Genomic DNA, 17,973 nt, shown 5'->3' on the forward strand with positions numbered 1-17,973 from the left:
TTATGTCTCCAATTCATCATTGATTGAAAAACCTGAGATGACGTTGAGCGCCATGACAGCATTCAGATGTTGCAGTAGTGAAGGCGTTACCTTTCCGAGCGCTTTACCAGATTGAAGTTCAATCAGCAGTTGGTGGCACTCATCGGTTAGGCTGTGGCTTTCGAGTTGTGAATTCTCAGCTCGGATGAGTATCCCAAACTCTGCGCGATTGATGTCTAACCCTTCCAGTTGCTGTTGGTAGATAGCGTGTTCAAGCGCTATTACGGCATAGCAAGAATCGAATAGCGTTACCGAATCCTTGAGGTGGAAAACTAAGGCGCCTTGCCGCTCTTGTGGCACGGAAGCTAAACAGGAGAGAGGCTGTTGGTTCGGGGGAGTTGCACACGCGTGTCTCGCTAAACTGTCCTTTTGCCATTCATAGCGTGCCACTTCACTAAGATAAGGTGCTGTCTCTACAACCGAAGAAAAGGCTTGTATGTTTTGTTCGAAGTGCTCGCCATAACCACTGACATCCCCAGAGGTCGATGGGTAACTAAGAACATGTTGACGCGCCATTTGTTGGAAGCACTCTTCACCAACTAACATCTCAGTCAGTGGGTAAGTCGCAGCAAGAACTTCGCTCAAGCTAATCACAAAGTTATTGCGATAAATTTGGATGCGTTGCTGATCGCTAAAATGATCGCTCACGATGTCGCAGTGCTCACCGTCATTTTGATAGCGCAGTGCATTCGCAAATTCGGATTGAACATCCGCTAGGGAGTAGCTCATGAGGCGCGACTCCTTTGATTGTCATGTTGATATAGCTTTTCACTGGCTTTGGCAGCCTCTGCCAATAGAATTTGTGGCTCTGGAATATCTAAATCCCACTCAATCAAGGTATAGCGAGAGCCATGTTGCTCTATCCACTGAGTGTAAAGTTGCCACACTTCATCACAGACGGGTTTGCTGTGCGTGTCTATCCAAATCTCACCTTGCTCGAGCTTCTTTTTGGTAAAACCTGCCAAGTGAATCTCTTCCACTTGGTTTGCTGGTATGCCATTGAGATACTCTTCACAGCTAAAGCCATGATTAAACGATGAGACGAAAATATTATTGAAATCGAGCAGTAGGCGACACTCGGTACGCTTTTGTACCTCAGCCAAAAACTCCCATTCTGGAATCGTTGAATGCTTGAAGGCAAGGTAGCTTGATGGATTCTCAATTAACATAGGACGTTGCAGACCGTCTTGAACCTCGATGACGTTACGGCAGAAGACATCCAACGCTTCTTCGGTATAAGGCAGAGGTAGTAGGTCATTAAAGTAGTGACCGCCAGTTTGGCTCCAACTCAAATGATCAGAAACCAGGAAGGGTTCGATATCATCAATAAGTGTTTTGAGTTGCAGTAAGTGCTGTTGGTTGATTCGTTCAACAGAACCAAGAGACAACCCGACACCATGACAGCTTATGTGGTGATGATTGCGAATCTCTCGGAGTTGTTGGCGCTGTGAAGAATGAGGCAAGAAGTAGTTTTCGCTGTGAACCTCTAACCAACTTACCAAATCAGAATTCTGGTTGAAGAAATCTAAGTGCGGTGTTCTAAGGCCAACCCCTGCATTGGGGTGAAGAGTTTGAGTCACAACGATTCTCCTAATAGGTAGTGGAGGTGAGCTGGTATTCAGCTCACCATACTTAGTGGTTCAGTTATGCCTTCAGGCATTATGATGATTGAGTGCTACCACCAGTTAACTTGCCACATAGTCCTTTAGGAACGACCACGAATGCATCAGATTGGTTATCTTCTTTTGCTGTACCAGCACATGAACTTGTTTTAGTTGCACAGTCATTTTGGCCAGCTTTTGATACGCCATAGCATTTTTCTTTCGCTGCTGCTTCCGCAGGTGCTGATATAAGAACGGCACCGCCAAACGCTAGTACACTTGTGATTGCAGCTGTAACAGCAAGATTAGAATTTTTCATAGTCATTCCCTCTAGACTTAATAGTATTTACACATCGCAGGTTAATGAGTTGTTAACTTGCTTACTAAAAAGGATAGGAACAACCCGAAAATAATTTCACAGCATTATAAGAAATATCAAAACTAGTGATGGTTAACTGTTAAGTGTTTGATTGGATGATGTTATTTTTTGATTATTTTTTCTTCTTAATATTCTAAACGCAGCCTAGTGTTTAGGTTATAATCAACTTTTATGTATAAATACCCAGTAGTGAGCATATCCAATGATAGATCCTTCGCTTTTACTCGATGGCCTAAACGACAAACAACGTGAGGCGGTCGCAGCACCTTTAGAAAACCTACTTATTCTGGCTGGTGCTGGTAGTGGTAAAACGCGAGTGTTGGTGCATCGTATCGCTTGGCTACAGAGCGTCGAGCAAGCATCGCCGTTCTCTATCATGTCAGTAACCTTCACCAATAAAGCGGCGGCAGAGATGCGTGGTCGTATTGAAGAGTTGATGATGGGTAGCTCGTCAGGCATGTGGAACGGTACCTTTCATGGTATTTGTCACCGCATTCTGCGTGCTCACTACCTAGATGCAAAATTGCCGGAAGATTTCCAGATCATTGACTCCGATGATCAGATTCGTCTATTGCGCCGCTTAATCAAAGCACAGAACCTCGATGATAAGCAGTGGCCTGCTAAGCAAGCTTCGTGGTGGATCAACGGCAAGAAAGATGAAGGCCTGCGCCCGAGCCACATTGATGCCTACCATGATCCAGTAACTCAAACATGGTTAAAGATTTACTCGGCTTATCAAGAAGCGTGTGACCGTGCTGGATTGGTGGACTTTGCGGAGATTTTGCTGAGGTCGCACGAGCTACTGCGAGACAAGAAACACATTCGTGAGCACTACCAAGCTCGCTTTAAGCATATTCTGGTCGACGAATTCCAAGATACCAACAACATCCAATATGCTTGGCTGCGTATGATGGTGGGCCCTGATTGTCGAGTGATGATCGTTGGTGATGATGACCAATCCATCTACGGCTGGCGTGGTGCAAAAATCGAGAATATTCAGAAGTTCTTGGACGAGTTCCCGGGCGCTTCAACGATTCGATTAGAGCAAAACTACCGTTCAACCAAAACCATCTTGCAAGCATCGAACGAGCTTATCTCAAACAACACTGAGCGTATGGGTAAAGAGTTGTGGACCGATGGTAACGATGGTGAGCCAATCTCCGTCTACTCAGCATACAACGAGCTTGATGAAGCCCGCTTCACGGTAAGTAAGATTAAAGAGTGGCAAGAGAAAGGTGGTGCGTTAGAAGATACCGCGATGCTTTATCGTAATAACGCCCAATCTCGTGTGCTTGAAGAAGCGCTTATCCAAGGTGGCCTGCCTTACCGAATCTACGGTGGCATGCGATTCTTCGAGCGTCAGGAAATCAGAGATGCTTTGAGCTACCTGCGCTTAATGAGTAACCGCAGCAATGATGCGGCATTCGAACGTGTCGTTAATACGCCGACTCGTGGCTTGGGTGATAAAACGTTAGAAACGATTCGTCTTGCAGCGCGTGATCGTGGTGCAACCATGTGGGAAGCCAGTGTTGCTCTGATAGAAGAGCAAGTGTTACCAGGTCGTGCTGCGGGTGCTTTGAGCCGCTTTATTGAACTTATCAATGCGCTTGAAGATGACACGATAGAACTGAGTCTGCATGAGCAAACCGACCACGTGATTAAATCGTCTGGCTTGTTTGCGATGTACGAGCAAGAGAAGGGTGAGAAGTCGAAGGCTCGAATTGAGAACTTGGAAGAATTGGTTACCGCAACTCGTCAGTTCGAGAAGCCTGAAGAAGCCGATGAGATGAGCATGCTAACAGCATTCTTAACGCATGCGGCTTTGGAAGCGGGTGAAGGTCAGGCTGATGAGTTTGATGACGCGGTTCAACTTATGACTCTACACAGTGCTAAAGGTCTAGAGTTCCCAATGGTGTTCATGGTGGGTGTCGAAGAGGGCATGTTCCCAAGCCAGATGTCGGCCGAAGAAGCGGGGCGTTTAGAAGAAGAGCGTCGTCTTTGTTATGTAGGTATGACGCGTGCGATGGAGAAACTGTACATCACTTACGCTGAGATGCGTCGCTTGTACGGACAAGACAAATACCACAAACCATCACGCTTTATTCGAGAGTTGCCAGAAACTTGTTTGGATGAAGTTCGCATGAAAGCGCAGGTTAGTCGCCCTGCGAGCAGTGGTCGCTTTAGCCAAACTGCAGTCAAAGAGAACTTCAATGAAACAGGCTTTAGCTTAGGCTCTCGCGTGAAGCACCCTAAGTTTGGTGAAGGTACTATCATCAACTTTGAAGGAAGTGGCCCACAGAGCCGAGTACAAGTGGCGTTTAACGGTGAAGGGATTAAGTGGCTGGTGACAGCCTATGCTCGCTTGGAAAGGCTAGGTTAATTGCTAACGCGACAAGGTTTAAACTATGAATGGCTGCCTCAGGGCAGCTTTTTATTGCTAGTAAGTATGGTTATAGAGATTACTGAACTCTTATTGTCATGAATAAGCGATTCGTAGACTAATAAAGAAAAACCCCGAGAGCTTGCGCTCATCGGGGTCTATAGTCTTACTCGCAGCAATCCGGCTACTAAGTGTGCTCCATGCATCAAATCCATGATAGTGTGCTGTTATCCTTCAGCGTATTCCTTTCGTCGCCTTCCTAGCGGTGTCCTTGATCTTATCCTGATCTGCCAACAATCCTCGTTAGCGCGCGTCACTTGTTCCTTGAGCGGTGTCCTTTACATCATCCTGATGTTCAGTCCTTTCCTCATCCAGAGGTGTCCATTGTCTTTCCTTAGTAGCAACCATCCTAGTTACTATTGCGTCCATTCAATGTCCATTTCGCTATCCATGCCGATTATTCATCCTGAGTAATCGAATCTTCATCCTGAAGATAACCAAGTCCTTGGCGTTTCCTGTTCCGTGTCAGCATCCTTCCGACACCAATCATATTACCGATTCCTTATTTATCAGCAATGGTGGATAAGCGAATTTCCATATAATTATTTGAACGATAAATATACGTATTGTTTTATTTCAATTAGTTACGATATATTGGTGCCTAAATTCGCAGTTAAATATCGATATTTACTCACTGCCTTGTGAGAGATCTCGCACAAGGCAGGGAGTAAAAAGGGAGTATTTTCCCTTACTGGCCGATAGCAGCGCCTTCACGACGAGGGTCTGCTGCACCTTCTAGACCATCTTTTGTGATGCGAATAGCGTGTAAACCTGAGTTAAGATCGCGAATGTTAACTTCAAATCCCATCTTTTCGAGCTCAGGTTTAAAGTTTTCCGCCGATGTTCCTTTTTCCAAATCTAGCGTGCCGAAGCGGTTTAGGAAGTGCGGTTGGTTGATCGCTTGCTGGATATCCATGTCCCATTGGGTATGAGCAATGATCGCTTGTGCTACATAACCTATGATACGGCTACCACCCGGAGATCCAATCGCCATGTAAGGCTTATCGTCTTGCATGATGATAGTTGGTGCCATTGAAGAGCGTGGACGCTTGCCTGGCTCAAGTCGGTTTGCGATAGGTTTGCCGTCGTTGTGGGTCTTGAACGAGAAGTCGGTCAGTTCGTTATTCAGTAGGAAGCCTCTGACCATCAAGCGTGAGCCAAACGCATTCTCAATGGTGGTGGTCATCGATACGACATTACCTTCGCTATCGACAATATTGAAGTGGCTAGTGGACGGTAACTCAATAGATACATCTTGGCTGCGCAGCATTGCGTGATCCCACGGCGGGGTGCCTGATGGCGCACTTGCTAATGCCTTACTTGCAGTAATTAATTGGGCCCGTTCCTGCAAATAGTCAGTATTCACTAACCCTTGGGTTGGTATTGGTACGTAATCTTGATCTGCCATGTACATACCACGGTCTGCAAAGGCTAAACGAGAAGCGTCCGCTAACACTTGCCAAGATTTTGCGTCGTTTGGTCCCCATGATTTGAGGTCAAACTGCTCGGTCATCGCTAAAATCTGGCCAACGGTTAAAGCGCCTGAACTCGGTGGCCCCATTCCACATATATCGTAGATCTCATAAGCAGAACAAATTGGTTCGCGTTGTTTTATTGAGTATGCGTCGAAGTCTTTTTGTGCCAATACACCCGGGTTACCTTTGGCGGTTTGTACAGTGTTGATGATGTCAGCAGAAACTTCGCCTTGATAGAAAGCCTTAGCGCCATCCTTTGAGATAGCGTTTAACGTTGCCGCGTATTCTGGGTTCTTAAGTTGAGTACCAGCTGTTTTCGGGCTGCCATCGGCATTGAAGAAGTAGGCTTTGGTGGTGGCAAAACGGCTCAGTCGCTCTTGATCATTTTCAATCAAGGTCGCTAAACGTGGGCTGATGGTAAAACCTTCTTCAGCTAGCTGAGCAATGGGCTTAATAAGTGATGCCCATTCTAACTTGCCGTATTTCTGGTGAGTGTCCCACAACAATTGCACCGTGCCCGGTGTCGCAACAGAGCGACCGCCAACCACAGCATCATAGAATTTAAGCGGTTGTCCGTTTTCGTCTTGGAATAGACGTGGTGTGGCATCAAGTGGCGCGGTTTCACGGCCATCATAGGTTTTAAGTTGCTTGTCCTTGCCATCAAAATAAACAAGAAACGCGCCACCGCCAATACCGGACGATTGAGGCTCCACTAAGCCAAGCATCAGTTGTACGGCAACCATGGCATCAATGGCGTTACCACCACGAGCAAGTACATCAGCACCTGCTTGTGTTGCAAGAGGGTTGGCCGCAGTGACCATCCATTCTTTGGCTTTAACGAGTTGTTTGGTTTCTAAACCACTACTTTGTTCTGGAGCGACGGAATCGGCAGCTTGATTTGCCCAACTGATGTGAGAGGCAAAAAGTAGGGTAGAAGTGGCGAGGGTTGTTAGTTTTGTTTTCCACTGCATGATCTTCTCCTTTTAATATGCAGAGCTAGATTGGCAGTGGAAAGGTAAGATAGCCAGTACGTTGTTAACGAATTGTAATCTTGATTCGAATTTAAGCGATTAAACCAGACAGCGACTGCCAAAGAATACTGACGCCAATTAGGCTGAACACAACACCACATAAGCCATCAATATAGACTGTCGCTTCACTCAGTTTCTTTTGTAGAGCCTTGGTCGAAAGCATCCACGCCAGTAGTGAGAACCAAAACAGAGACAGACCAAATAGGATGATAAGCGCAAAGCCTTTACCGGATAGAGACATGTCGGCAGGCACCAAACTCGACATCAAACTGATGAAGAATACTAACGCCTTTGGGTTGAGAATATTGGTCGCAAAGCCTTTCGAAAATGCCTGGCGTTTGTTGGTCAGGATTAGATCTTTGGAATTGACCGTGTCTGTCTCTTCTTCATGGTGGCTAATGAGCTGCCATGTTGCTTTTAACGCACCAAAGCCGAGATACAGTAAGTAGCTGCCGCCAGCCAATTGTATGAGCGCAAAAAGAGTTGGGTGCTGGTGGACTAGGTAACTGATACCCGTCAGGCTTAACAATGAATGCAGCAAGATCCCGCAAGAAAGGCCGAGAGCAATGTATAAGCCAGTTTGTCGCCCGTGGCGTGTTGCGTTTTGTACCACAAGTGCAAAGTCAGGTCCTGGGCTCATCAAAGCGATAAAGTGGATAGAGGCGAGCGTGACTAATATGGTGACTTCATTCATATCTGTTCCAATAACTAGGTTGTTCTGTTGAGAGTTGTTGAGCGCAGCTTACCGTGATTTCGATTCTCTCAATTGTAAATTATCAACACTTAGTTAATTTTCGATGGAGAAACACCAAATGCGGTCTTAAATGCCTTTGAAAAATGGGCTTGATCGTAGAAACCCACTTGATGAGCGACCTCAGTACCGCCGACACCTGATTTAATTAATCGCATGCCTTGCTCCATGCGTAAGCGGCTTAACCATGCATAAGGGGTGATGCCCATTTTGTTCTTAAAATGACGCTGAAATTGAGTCGTCGTCAGATCACACAGCTCAGAAAGCTGCTCCAAGCGCACCGGTTGGTCGAGGTTTGCCATTAAATAGTCTTTGAGTGTATTCACCGATTGAGTACCAAGCTTCACCTGAGTTTTCGATCCAAACTGCGCGTAACGATCAACAATCGTCGAAAAGCCTTCGAATGGCAGGCAATCTTGGGCGAGTTGGCTGATGTTTGGATTGATAAGCAGCCCATGAAGGTTACGCAATTGTAAAAAAGTCGCTTGATCGGAGAGGATCAATTCAGAAAAGCTCAAAGCGTGACCATTTTTGCTGTGATCGGCAAGATCGCCAAACCATTGAGGTGAGACAGAAAATACACTTACTTGGTAACCCGATTCGAGCTTTGAATGACCATCATGCAGCTCATCGGGGGGCATCATCACCACTTGTCCGGCGCCCGCGTGGTAGCTCGTCCCTTTATAGACAAACTTTTGCTGCCCTTGGGTGATTAGGCCGATGTGAAAGTCCAAGTGATAGTGGCGCTGAAAGGCAAACTCTTGGTATTGAGCTTGGATCAGGCTGATATCTTGGCTAGATGTCGAGTAGTAGTGGACTTTATCCATGGCATAAAAAAGCTTGGTCAAATTATCATCAATTCAACCAAGCTTATCTCTGTATCTTTAGATTGTCTTGTAAAAAACGATCAGTGTTAGCTTTTCGCTTGCTTACTCTTCTTGTTATTACGCAGACCGTCGAAGCTGAAGATCACCAGTGCGCCCCAAATGAAAGCAAAGGTAATTGCCTTATCCATGGTAAAGGCTTCACCGTAGATCAACACCGCAAGCAAGAACATCAAGCTAGGGCCAATGTACTGGAAGAAGCCCAATGTCGAAAGCTTGAGTCTGGTTGCTGCACCCGTAAAGCAAAGCAGTGGCAGAGTGGTAATTACCCCAGCAGCGACCAGCAGTAAATTTAGCTGCATTGGATTCGCCAAGAAATCAGAAGTTGCTGTGTCTGCAATGAATAATAAGTAGATCGCCGCCGCTGGCAGCATCACTAAGGTCTCAATAAACAAGCCAGTCTGCGCTTCTAGGTTCACTTTCTTACGGAGCAAGCCATAGAAACCAAAAGAAAAGGCCAGTGCAATAGCGACAACTGGAATCGAACCAAAGGCGATTAGCTGGATAAGCACACCGATAGCCGCAAGTGCCACCGCACACCATTGAAGTTTTCTCAGACGTTCACCAAGGAAGAACATCCCAAGCAATACGTTAATCAAAGGGTTGATGTAGTAGCCGAGGCTGGCATCCAGCATGTGATTGGCATTGACTGCCCAGATGAAGATCAGCCAGTTAGCACCCACCAAGAGAGAAGTTGCCACCAAAAACATCATTTTCGGTTTTGAAGTCAGAGTATCGCGCACTTTGCGCCAGCCACGACCAACGTGTAGCAGTAAAGCGAGTAGGAAAAAGGACCATACTACACGGTGGCTCAGGATCTCGAGAGGGGATACTTCACTGAGAGATTTGAAGTATATGGGAGCGATTCCCCACATGGTGTACGCGCCAATCGCAAGCAGTATTCCTTGGCGTGTACGCTGTTGTTCGTCTTGTGTCATGTCACTTTCTCTGGCACGAAGTGCTTATTAATAGGATTTATATTGAGAGTTGGTCAGTATAGGAGCGTTAACCCTTTTCACCTAACAATTTGCGGTTTAATTCGCCAGCATTCCACTCTACAATGTGCGACTTGCTTGCCGATGCTGCATGCTGACTTTATACCTCGATTAGGAACCACAATGACCGCCACTCTGATTGCTGAGCAAACACCAACTCCCGCGAATGATGCGCAAAACATCCTCGAAGATGTATTTGGCTATCAAAGCTTTCGCGATGGTCAGCAAGAGGTCATTGATTTGGCTGTTCAAGGCCGAGATAGCTTGGTGATAATGCCGACGGGTGGTGGTAAATCTTTGTGTTACCAGATCCCTGCTTTAGTTCGTGAAGGGCTGACTTTGGTTATCTCACCGCTTATCTCGTTGATGAAAGACCAAGTCGATCAGTTGAAAGCCAATGGTGTAGCAGCCGAGTGCATTAACTCTTCTATGCCACGTGACCAGCTACTGAGTGTGTTTAATCGCATGAACTCAGGTCAGCTCAAGATGGTTTATGTGTCGCCAGAGCGCGTGTTGATGCGTGATTTCATTGAACGTCTACAAGGTTTACCGCTTTCAATGATTGCGGTCGATGAGGCGCACTGTATCTCTCAATGGGGACATGATTTCCGCCCGGAATACGCGTCACTTGGTCAGCTGAAACAGTATTTCCCGCACGTGCCTTACATGGCGCTGACGGCAACCGCTGATGATGCAACGCGTAAAGATATTGTCTCGCGTCTGCAGCTGGTGGATCCGCATACCTACTTGGGCAGCTTTGACCGTCCTAATATTCGCTACAACCTTGTTGAGAAACACAAACCAGTGTCTCAGGTGGTTCGCTACCTAGAAACTCAGAAGGGCAATTGCGGCATCATCTATTGTGGTAGCCGTAAAAAAGTTGAGATGGTCACCGAGAAGCTGTGTAACAACGGTATTCGTGCTGCGGGCTATCACGCGGGTATGGACACCGACGAGCGCGCTTACGTTCAAGAAGCCTTCCAGCGTGATGACATCCAGATCGTGGTCGCGACTGTAGCGTTTGGTATGGGTATCAACAAACCCAATGTACGCTTTGTGGTGCACTTTGATATTCCACGCAACATCGAGTCTTACTATCAAGAGACTGGCCGTGCGGGTCGTGATGGCTTGCCTGCTGAAGCGATGATGTTGTTTGACCCGGCTGATATGGGGTGGCTGCGTCGAATGCTAGATGAGAAAGAAGAAGGTCCGCAAAAGCAGGTTGAGATGCACAAGCTGAACGCGATGAGTGCCTTTGCTGAAGCACAAACCTGTCGCCGTCAGGTTCTGCTTAACTACTTTGGTGAATATCGTGAGAAGCAATGTGGCAACTGCGATATCTGTCTCGACCCACCTAAGCATTTTGATGCGACCCAAGAAGCGCAGAAGGCATTGTCTTGTGTGTACCGTGTGAATCAGTCGTTTGGTATGGGCTATGTGGTTGAAGTGATGCGCGGTATGCAGAACATCCGTGTCCGCGATAATGGTCATGACAAGCTTTCTACCTATGGTATTGGCCGCGACCACAGCCATGATTACTGGATTAGTATCTTCCGTCAGTTAATCCATAAAGGTTTGTTGTTCCAGAACATCACCCGTAATTCGACTTTACAGTTAACAGAAGAAGCGCGTCCGCTACTGCGTGGTGAGATGTCTTTGGAATTGGCGGTGCCTCGTTTGGATACGGCGGTGCGTAATGCTAAGTCCGATAAACTCAGCAGCAAAAATTACGACAAGAAGCTGTTTGCCAAACTGCGTAAGCTGCGTAAGTCGATTGCTGATGAAGATGGTTTGCCACCTTATGTGGTATTCAGTGATGCGACCTTGATTGATATGGCTGAAGTACTGCCTACCTCATACGGTGAGATGCTGGCGGTTAACGGTGTTGGTCAGCGTAAACTCGATAAGTACGCCGACCCATTCCTCGATTTGATTCAAGATCACATCACGATACACGGCTAGTTTGCAAAATCGGCTAGTTTATAAAAATGATTGGTTCATAGGATAAGAATAAGGTTTATAGGGAAATGACAACACAAACAGAATTTGGCTTAAGAGAGTATTTGGCTGAGGAAGGGCGTTTATTGATTACGTCTCCAAGTTTTGATTTTGATTCTTACGAAGTATTAGGTGAAAAGCTGGTGGCGTTACTGTCAGCGTCTGTTATTGAAAAGCAATGGGACGCCGACATGCACTCTTGGTTGATTGATTTTGAAGATTGTCGAATGTTCTTAAAGTCTGAACATTACAGTGAATCAATCTGGTTTGAGTCGTTAAACGCGGAAGAGAGCCGAGAAGAGTTTGATTATCTCGCGGCGCTTTTCAAACGCGGTTTTTAACTTTTAGCATCGCTTTTAAAGCGTAGCTTTTAAAACATAGTTTCTAACGCCATTCACTAACAAAAGTGAGGATAAACGTTTGCGCTTGTTCTCACCGTTGCAGCCAATATTGATTAATGTATAATCGCCCGCCGCTCAATAGAGCAAATCATAGAAACATTTTTAATTCACATTATTGGTAAGAGCTTTCTTAGATTATTCGAAGAAATGACTCGATTTGGGTTCCCTCACCCCCAAACCAAACTAAAAAGGTACAGCATGAGTAACTTTACCCCTGCGCAACAGCGCAAAGCCCTAGCACTATTAGTTTTGTTCCATTTAGTCATTATTGCGTCAAGCAACTATCTGGTTCAGCTACCTTTTACCGTTTTCGGTATGCACACCACTTGGGGTGCTTTCACTTTCCCGTTTATCTTCCTAGCGACCGACCTGACTGTACGTATTTTTGGTGCGCAGCTTGCCCGTAAAATCATTTTCTTAGTGATGTTACCAGCACTGGCCGTTTCTTACTTTTTGTCAGTGGTGTTCTTTGAAGGTTCATTCCAAGGCTTTAGCCAACTAGGTGAGTTCAACCTGTTTGTTGCACGTATCGCCGCGGCGAGCTTCATGGCTTATTTGCTTGGTCAGATTTTGGATGTGCATGTTTTCAACCGCTTACGCCAGCTTAAACAATGGTGGGTAGCCCCGACGTGCTCAACGTTATTTGGTAATGCCATTGATACCATCGCGTTTTTTGCGATCGCTTTCTACCAAAGTCCAGATCCATTCATGGCTGAACATTGGACCGAGATTGCACTGGTTGATTACGGATTCAAACTTATTATCAGCCTAGGTTTGTTCGTGCCTATGTACGGTGTGCTTCTGAACTACATTGTTAGAAAGCTAACGGCCGTGAACCCTGACTTTAAAGCGACAGGCGTGAACGTTTAAGGATCAGATTAGAAACGCATTAATGCAAAGATAAGAAAAAGCCCAAGTTAGTAGACTAACTTGGGCTTTTTTAATTCCTAGTGTCAGATACTAATATCAGAGGCATTCAATATTCAATGGCCAGCCAATATCGGTTTGTCTATTCGACTCGATCTCTAGCTCAGCAGCGGTCAGCGGGTTGTCTGCTAGCCATTGCTTAGAAAGCGTCAAGGTCAGATTATTACCATCGGTTGCAAGCTTAAACTCAGGCTCTAGTGCTGGATTGCGACGGTGAGTCAACAAAATAGCTAAACGCAAAATACGTAAAATACGCTTGCTGCTGGTTCCAGAGATAGCGTGCTGCTCTGGTAATGAGGTTAACTGTTCACGGTAGCGACGAGTTAACTCACCCAAGTAGTGCTTTTGCGCTCGAGTAAAGCCAGGCAGGTCTAAGTTCTGCAGTAGGTATGCGCTGTGCTCACCGCCTTTTTTGAAATCGATGGTTAAACCAATCTCATGGAGCTTAGCTGCCGTTTGCAGTAGCACACCAGCTTGAGGTTCTGAAACCCACGCTTCGGCGCCTGCTTGCTCTAGCAGCGTTTGTGCGACTACAGCAACTTGTTCACCGTAGCTTACGTCCATTTGGTAGCGTGATTGGACACTCTTAATGGTACGTGCACGGATGTCTTCTTGGCGCAACTCATCAACCATCTCGTAGGCTAGGCCTTCACGGAGTGCACCGCCTGCGAGTGTCATTGAATCTATTTCAAGTAGCTCAAAAATAGCAATAAGAATTGAAAGTCCACTCGGGAACACCAATGCGCGTTCAAGAGTCAGTCCTTCGATTTCTAGCTCTTCCAACCGCTCTGTAATCATGGCTTGTTTCTGTAGGCGCTTAAGTTTGGCATGAGTAATCACTTCATCCATGCCTTGCGCCAACATGATTTCTTGCAGTGCCTGAACGGTACCACTAGCGCCAACACACACATCCCATCCGATATCAGTGTAGTTATCTAGGATAGGAGCCAACGTTGACTTCGCCGCTTCAATGGCGTTGTTAAAGTTGATTGCGGTTAATTGGCGATCTTTAAAGTGGCGCTCAAGCCAAGTAACACAGCCCATCTTTAGGCTGGTTAGTGCTTTCGCAGAGAAGCCTTCACCAATGATCATCTCGGTGCTTGCGCCACCAATATCAACAACCAGCCGGCGGCCGCTGCCACCAGAAGTGTGTGCTACGCCTTTATAGATAGTCGCAGCCTCTTCTTCACCGGAGATAACATTGATGTCGTAACCAAGGATCTGGTTCGCTTTCTCAAGAAAGATATCCACATTGATAGCGGTACGTAGGGTCGCTGTACCGACAATGCGGATATTTTCTTTTGGAATATCTTGCAGTCGCTCTGCAAAGAGACTCAAACAGTCCCAACCGCGCTGCATGGCTTCTGTACTAAGCGCATTATTTTCATCTAAGCCTGCAGCTAAACGCACTTTGCGCTTAATTTTAGCCATGGTTTGTACGCTGCCATCGATATGACGCACAACGAGCATATGAAAACTGTTCGACCCGAGGTCGATTGCAGCGTAAAGCGGTGGTGACACTGTTTGACTCATAAGCGACTAAGCTTCCTTGTTATGACGCGGTTGGCGTGGGCGACGGTTCTGGTTTGGTTTACGGTTACCGTTGCGTGGGCCATTGTTATTTGAGCGGCGTTGTTGCGGGTTACGTGTGCGTAAACGCAATGGTGCTGGCAGATCTTCTAGCAGTGCAGAAGCATCGTAGTCAGACACAGGGATAGCGTGCTCAATGTATTCTTCGATTGGTGGCAAGTTGATTGCGTAATCTTCACAAGCAAAGCTGATTGAGTGACCACTTGCACCAGCACGACCGGTACGGCCGATACGGTGAACGTAATCTTCACAGTCATCAGGTAGGTCGAAGTTGAATACGTGTGTTACTTGAGGAATGTGTAGGCCACGTGCTGCAACGTCGGTTGCGACAAGCAGGTCAACATCACCTTTAGTGAATTGCTCAAGAATCTTTTCACGTTTCTTTTGAGGAACATCGCCAGTTAGCAGGCCAACACGGTGACCATCTGCAGCTAGGTGACCCCAAACAGACTCACACTTGTGCTTAGTGTTAGCGAAGATGATAGCGCGTTCAGGCCACTCTTCTTCAACTAGCGTCTGCAGAAGTGCCATTTTGTGTTCATTTGACGGGTAGAACAGTTCTTCCTGAATACGGTGACCTGTTTTACGCTCTGGCTCAACAACAACATGCTCTGGGTTGTGCATGTGTTCGAACGCTAGCTCCTGTACGCGGTAAGACAATGTCGCAGAGAACAGCATGTTCAGGCGATCTTTTGGCTCAGGCATACGGCGGAACAAGAAGCGGATGTCTTTAATGAAGCCCAGATCGAACATGCGATCGGCTTCGTCAAGAACAACAGCTTGAATGTGGTTAAGGTTAAATACCTTCTGCTTGTAGAAATCGATGATGCGGCCAGTCGTACCAATTAAGATATCTGCGCCTTCTTCGATCTTACCTAGCTGCTTGTCGTAGCTTTCGCCACCGTAAGCCAATGCTGCCTTGATACCAGTGCTTTCAACCAGAGAGTCAGCATCGTTGTAGATCTGAATCGCGAGTTCACGCGTTGGTGCCATAATAATCGCACGTGGCTGGTTAGGCTTACGCCCTTCATGCTCAGGTGTTTTTAGCAGGTGGTTAAAAGTAGCAGTAAGAAACGCAAGCGTTTTACCAGTGCCCGTTTGGGCCTGGCCTGCAATGTCTTGGCCGGTGAGCAGTACCGGGAGCGCCAGGGCTTGGATCGGGGTACAATAATCGAACCCTTTTTTCTCCAATCCTTCAATGACTTGCGGAAGTAAATCCAAGTCGGCGAACTTTTGCTCTGTGATATGCGTCTTTTTCATTACTATAGAATATCAGCTTAAGCTTGCAATACGAAAGTAAATACATTCCAATAGGGCATCTATTTACTGGTTATCATCCAACCAGTTCTAAAAAATACATTGGAGTGGAAGATGAGTGATAAGATTTTGCAGCTAACTGATGACGGTTTTGATAACGATGTAATCAACGCTGCAGGCCCTGTTCTTGTTGATTTTTGGGCTGAATGGTGTGGTCCATGTAAAATGATTGCGCCGATTCTTGACGAAATCGCAGACGAGTACGAAGGCAAGCTCACAATCGGTAAATTGAATATCGACCAAAATGCAGGTACTCCACCAAAATTTGGTATTCGCGGCATTCCAACGCTACTTCTTTTCAAAGACGGCGGCGTAGCAGCGACTAAAGTTGGTGCATTATCTAAAACTCAACTTAAAGAGTTCTTAGACGCTAACCTTTAATCAGGTCAGCAATTGAAAAGAAACCGTGCAGTTAACAAATGCGCGGTTTTGTTTTTTCTAAGCTATGGACTAGTCTTAGTTTTAGTGCTAATTTATCGCACGTTAATTGAACGAATTTCTCTTCTTGGTCGATCCTGTGACCAAATCCTTCTTAACTTAAGAAAACAGATCCTATTTTGACTAAACAAACTTCCACCACTATGAATCTTACTGAACTGAAGAACAGACCTGTGTCTGAGCTTGTTAAACTTAGCGAAAGCTTAGGTCTTGAAAATCAAGCTCGCCTAAGAAAACAAGACATTATCTTCTCCATCCTTAAAGCGCATGCAAAAAGTGGTGAAGACATCTTTGGTGATGGTGTTCTAGAAATTCTTCAAGACGGTTTTGGCTTCCTACGTAGCGCCGACAGTTCATACCTGGCTGGCCCAGATGATATCTACGTATCTCCAAGCCAGATTCGTCGTTTTAATCTTCGCACTGGTGACTCTATTGGCGGCAAAATCCGTCCACCTAAAGACGGCGAACGTTACTTTGCACTGCTTAAAGTAAACACGGTTAACTACGACAAGCCAGACAACGCTCGTAACAAGATCCTTTTCGAAAACCTTACTCCTCTTCACGCCAACGAACGTATGGTGATGGAAGCGGGTAATGGTGCGACTGAAGATATTACGGCTCGTATTCTTGACCTTGCATCTCCAATTGGTAAAGGTCAGCGTGGTCTGATTGTTGCTCCGCCTAAAGCGGGCAAGACAATGCTTCTGCAAAACATTGCTCAAAGCATTGCTCGTAACCATCCTGAGTGTGAATTAATGGTTCTACTTATCGATGAGCGTCCAGAAGAAGTAACGGAAATGCAGCGTCTAGTTAAAGGCGAAGTAGTCGCTTCAACATTCGATGAGCCAGCATCTCGCCACGTACAAGTTGCAGAAATGGTTATCGAGAAAGCGAAACGCCTTGTTGAACACAAGAAAGACGTGGTTATCCTACTGGATTCGATCACTCGTCTAGCTCGTGCGTACAACACTGTGATTCCTTCATCAGGTAAAGTTCTTACTGGTGGTGTTGACGCGAATGCTCTACACCGTCCAAAGCGTTTCTTCGGTGCGGCACGTAACGTAGAAGAAGGTGGTAGCTTAACGATCATCGCAACAGCACTAGTTGATACTGGTTCTAAGATGGATGAAGTTATCTACGAAGAATTCAAAGGTACAGGTAATATGGAACTGCACCTTAACCGTAAGATTGCTGAAAAGCGTGTATTCCCAGCGATTGATTTCAACCGTTCAGGTACTCGTCGTGAAGAGCTTCTTACCAAGAACGATGAACTGCAGAAGATGTGGATCCTACGTAAGATTGTTCACCCAATGGGTGAAATCGACGCAATGGAATTCCTTATCGACAAGCTAGCAATGACCAAAACGAATGATGAGTTCTTTGACGCAATGCGTCGTCAGTAATCTTGATTAGCTGATAGTTATTAGAAAGCGCTGCCCTCGGGTAGCGCTTTTTATTGGTTCATCGCGGATTAGCGGGAACTAAAAACAAAAAAAACGGTAGTAAGTGATAGGGTTTAGTCGCCAAACAAAAATCATACACAAACTACCGTTTCCATGCCGAATCATACTTTCCTATCTTCATTCTGGGAAGGCTTTAAAATAGTAAAGTCTCACCAGACAGCATCACTTATTACCCTGACTCTTAAACCTAACTCTGAGGCGAAATGCCCTTGTGGTCTTGAGGCCGAGGCTATCCATGAGTATC

Annotated in this window: 15 protein-coding genes; 6 read left to right on the top strand and 9 right to left on the bottom strand. The window is 46.1% G+C overall.

What is annotated here, in order from left to right; translation table 11 throughout:
* The 3 genes from L1D11_RS19880 to L1D11_RS19890 all read right to left on the bottom strand — a co-directional run bounded on the left by L1D11_RS19880 (nt 1) and on the right by L1D11_RS19890 (nt 1,959).
* On the bottom strand, nt 1–768 hold the full coding sequence (locus tag L1D11_RS19880; protein ID WP_239832941.1) for a DNA-binding domain-containing protein: 768 nt from the start codon (nt 766–768) through the stop codon (nt 1–3).
* Complete coding sequence (locus tag L1D11_RS19885; RefSeq protein ID WP_239832942.1) at nt 765–1,619, bottom strand: DUF692 domain-containing protein; 855 nt, start codon at nt 1,617–1,619, stop codon at nt 765–767. The genes L1D11_RS19880 and L1D11_RS19885 overlap by 4 nt, the downstream gene beginning before the upstream one ends.
* 79 nt (nt 1,620–1,698) lie before the next feature.
* Complete coding sequence (locus L1D11_RS19890; RefSeq protein WP_239832943.1) at nt 1,699–1,959, bottom strand: DUF2282 domain-containing protein; 261 nt, start codon at nt 1,957–1,959, stop codon at nt 1,699–1,701.
* Nucleotides 1,960–2,221: 262 nt separating this feature from the next.
* Between L1D11_RS19890 and uvrD the strand changes: the two genes are divergently transcribed.
* Nucleotides 2,222–4,399 carry a DNA helicase II gene (gene uvrD / locus L1D11_RS19895; protein WP_239832944.1) on the top strand — a complete coding sequence of 726 codons (2,178 nt, stop codon included), beginning with the start codon at nt 2,222–2,224 and terminating at the stop codon, nt 4,397–4,399.
* Nucleotides 4,400–5,147: 748 nt separating this feature from the next.
* Here uvrD and ggt read toward each other — a convergent pair.
* From ggt to rarD, 4 genes are all read right to left on the bottom strand, one after another.
* Nucleotides 5,148–6,905: a gamma-glutamyltransferase gene (ggt, locus tag L1D11_RS19900; RefSeq protein WP_239832945.1), complete on the bottom strand. Its 1,758-nt coding sequence runs from the start codon at nt 6,903–6,905 to the stop codon at nt 5,148–5,150.
* Nucleotides 6,906–6,996: 91 nt separating this feature from the next.
* On the bottom strand, nt 6,997–7,659 hold the full coding sequence (locus L1D11_RS19905; RefSeq protein WP_239832946.1) for a LysE family translocator: 663 nt from the start codon (nt 7,657–7,659) through the stop codon (nt 6,997–6,999).
* An 89-nt stretch (nt 7,660–7,748) separates the two neighbouring features.
* Nucleotides 7,749–8,543: an AraC family transcriptional regulator gene (locus L1D11_RS19910; protein ID WP_239832949.1), complete on the bottom strand. Its 795-nt coding sequence runs from the start codon at nt 8,541–8,543 to the stop codon at nt 7,749–7,751.
* Nucleotides 8,544–8,629: 86 nt separating this feature from the next.
* Nucleotides 8,630–9,538: an EamA family transporter RarD gene (gene rarD, locus L1D11_RS19915; RefSeq protein ID WP_102423285.1), complete on the bottom strand. Its 909-nt coding sequence runs from the start codon at nt 9,536–9,538 to the stop codon at nt 8,630–8,632.
* 180 nt (nt 9,539–9,718) lie between these two features.
* Between rarD and recQ the strand changes: the two genes are divergently transcribed.
* The 3 genes from recQ to L1D11_RS19930 all read left to right on the top strand — a co-directional run bounded on the left by recQ (nt 9,719) and on the right by L1D11_RS19930 (nt 12,864).
* The gene (recQ, locus tag L1D11_RS19920; RefSeq protein ID WP_239832947.1) at nt 9,719–11,557 is read left to right on the top strand and encodes an ATP-dependent DNA helicase RecQ; all 1,839 of its coding nucleotides are present in this window, start codon (nt 9,719–9,721) and stop codon (nt 11,555–11,557) included.
* A 65-nt stretch (nt 11,558–11,622) separates the two neighbouring features.
* Nucleotides 11,623–11,934 carry a DUF3630 family protein gene (locus L1D11_RS19925; RefSeq protein ID WP_239831103.1) on the top strand — a complete coding sequence of 104 codons (312 nt, stop codon included), beginning with the start codon at nt 11,623–11,625 and terminating at the stop codon, nt 11,932–11,934.
* Nucleotides 11,935–12,192: 258 nt separating this feature from the next.
* Nucleotides 12,193–12,864, top strand: coding sequence for a 7-cyano-7-deazaguanine/7-aminomethyl-7-deazaguanine transporter (locus L1D11_RS19930; protein ID WP_048613244.1), 672 nt, complete (start codon nt 12,193–12,195; stop codon nt 12,862–12,864).
* A 96-nt stretch (nt 12,865–12,960) separates the two neighbouring features.
* On the opposite strand, the gene gppA is transcribed toward L1D11_RS19930, so the two are convergent.
* Nucleotides 12,961–14,454, bottom strand: a complete 1,494-nt coding sequence (gene gppA, locus L1D11_RS19935) for a guanosine-5'-triphosphate,3'-diphosphate diphosphatase (protein ID WP_239832948.1) — start codon at nt 14,452–14,454, stop codon at nt 12,961–12,963.
* Between the two features lie 6 nt (nt 14,455–14,460).
* Complete coding sequence (gene rhlB / locus L1D11_RS19940) at nt 14,461–15,771, bottom strand: ATP-dependent RNA helicase RhlB (protein ID WP_048610414.1); 1,311 nt, start codon at nt 15,769–15,771, stop codon at nt 14,461–14,463.
* 111 nt (nt 15,772–15,882) lie between these two features.
* Here rhlB and trxA point away from each other — a divergent pair, with 111 nt between their 5' ends.
* Both trxA and rho read left to right on the top strand, forming a co-directional pair.
* On the top strand, nt 15,883–16,209 hold the full coding sequence (trxA, locus tag L1D11_RS19945) for a thioredoxin TrxA (RefSeq protein WP_010440700.1): 327 nt from the start codon (nt 15,883–15,885) through the stop codon (nt 16,207–16,209).
* A 200-nt stretch (nt 16,210–16,409) separates the two neighbouring features.
* Complete coding sequence (gene rho / locus L1D11_RS19950; protein ID WP_017062978.1) at nt 16,410–17,669, top strand: transcription termination factor Rho; 1,260 nt, start codon at nt 16,410–16,412, stop codon at nt 17,667–17,669.
* The last annotated feature ends 304 nt before the right edge of the window (nt 17,670–17,973 follow it).

The sequence above is a fragment of the Vibrio sp. Isolate32 genome, assembly GCF_022397955.1.
Classification (GTDB): Bacteria; Pseudomonadota; Gammaproteobacteria; order Enterobacterales; family Vibrionaceae; genus Vibrio.

What these genes read in the sequence shown, in the direction of transcription:
- L1D11_RS19925 (WP_239831103.1), top strand. Translation starts at nt 11,623, where the DNA reads ATGACAACACAAACAGAATTTGGCTTAAGAGAGTATTTGGCTGAGGAA.
- uvrD (WP_239832944.1), top strand. Translation starts at nt 2,222, where the DNA reads ATGATAGATCCTTCGCTTTTACTCGATGGCCTAAACGACAAACAACGT.
- L1D11_RS19890 (WP_239832943.1), bottom strand. Translation starts at nt 1,959, where the DNA reads ATGAAAAATTCTAATCTTGCTGTTACAGCTGCAATCACAAGTGTACTA.
- trxA (WP_010440700.1), top strand. Translation starts at nt 15,883, where the DNA reads ATGAGTGATAAGATTTTGCAGCTAACTGATGACGGTTTTGATAACGAT.
- L1D11_RS19910 (WP_239832949.1), bottom strand. Translation starts at nt 8,543, where the DNA reads ATGGATAAAGTCCACTACTACTCGACATCTAGCCAAGATATCAGCCTG.
- recQ (WP_239832947.1), top strand. Translation starts at nt 9,719, where the DNA reads ATGACCGCCACTCTGATTGCTGAGCAAACACCAACTCCCGCGAATGAT.
- L1D11_RS19880 (WP_239832941.1), bottom strand. Translation starts at nt 768, where the DNA reads ATGAGCTACTCCCTAGCGGATGTTCAATCCGAATTTGCGAATGCACTG.
- L1D11_RS19930 (WP_048613244.1), top strand. Translation starts at nt 12,193, where the DNA reads ATGAGTAACTTTACCCCTGCGCAACAGCGCAAAGCCCTAGCACTATTA.
- rho (WP_017062978.1), top strand. Translation starts at nt 16,410, where the DNA reads ATGAATCTTACTGAACTGAAGAACAGACCTGTGTCTGAGCTTGTTAAA.
- L1D11_RS19905 (WP_239832946.1), bottom strand. Translation starts at nt 7,659, where the DNA reads ATGAATGAAGTCACCATATTAGTCACGCTCGCCTCTATCCACTTTATC.
- rarD (WP_102423285.1), bottom strand. Translation starts at nt 9,538, where the DNA reads ATGACACAAGACGAACAACAGCGTACACGCCAAGGAATACTGCTTGCG.
- rhlB (WP_048610414.1), bottom strand. Translation starts at nt 15,771, where the DNA reads ATGAAAAAGACGCATATCACAGAGCAAAAGTTCGCCGACTTGGATTTA.
- ggt (WP_239832945.1), bottom strand. Translation starts at nt 6,905, where the DNA reads ATGCAGTGGAAAACAAAACTAACAACCCTCGCCACTTCTACCCTACTT.
- gppA (WP_239832948.1), bottom strand. Translation starts at nt 14,454, where the DNA reads ATGAGTCAAACAGTGTCACCACCGCTTTACGCTGCAATCGACCTCGGG.